The sequence below is a fragment of the Bacillus sp. P4_D3 genome (assembly GCF_056401855.1).
The window spans coordinates 1-569 of record NZ_JBFUIN010001303.1; the positions used below are offsets into that span (position 1 = coordinate 1).

Genomic DNA, 569 nt, shown 5'->3' on the forward strand with positions numbered 1-569 from the left:
GAAAAACAGAGACGTGTAGATGCTTTTTATTCTGCTCTTCAAAAGACTGTTGAAACGCAACTTGATTTTCATGTGAAAGAATTTATTGTAGCCTTCTTAAAAGAAGAAGGGTTATTTACAGAAGAAATAGGGAAAGACATATATGCGTTAGAGATTGCTTTCGGACCGGAAGTGTTGGCTGAAACAATTAAACAAGGGGCTGGATTTACCGGTGATTACTTACTTCTTTATACTGCTGACGTTGCAAATGAGTTAAAGAAAAGATACTTTATGAAATCTCAGCAAATTTTCGGGAAAAGTACGGGTATATTGCAGAAGAAAGTGAAGATAGAGATTGCTCGTATTGAAGAAGAAATTGAAAAATACACGATGTTACAAACAGCAAAAGAAACGAAATTACAATACATTAAGAAGTATGAGGAATATGAGATCTATTTAGGAGATATTTGGAATGAACATGTTTCTATACCAGATGAATTACAAATAGACGAAATATTACAAAGTAAAAAACAAATTGTTAGTGAGAAGTTTACACTACAAGAGCAAGAAATTATAAATGACAACGTAGC

1 pseudogene is annotated in these 569 nt (G+C 32.7%); it reads left to right on the forward strand.

Annotated features, from left to right (window positions below):
* Window positions 1-569, forward strand: a pseudogene (locus AC1DTM_RS30965) (dynamin family protein); the annotation flags it as partial.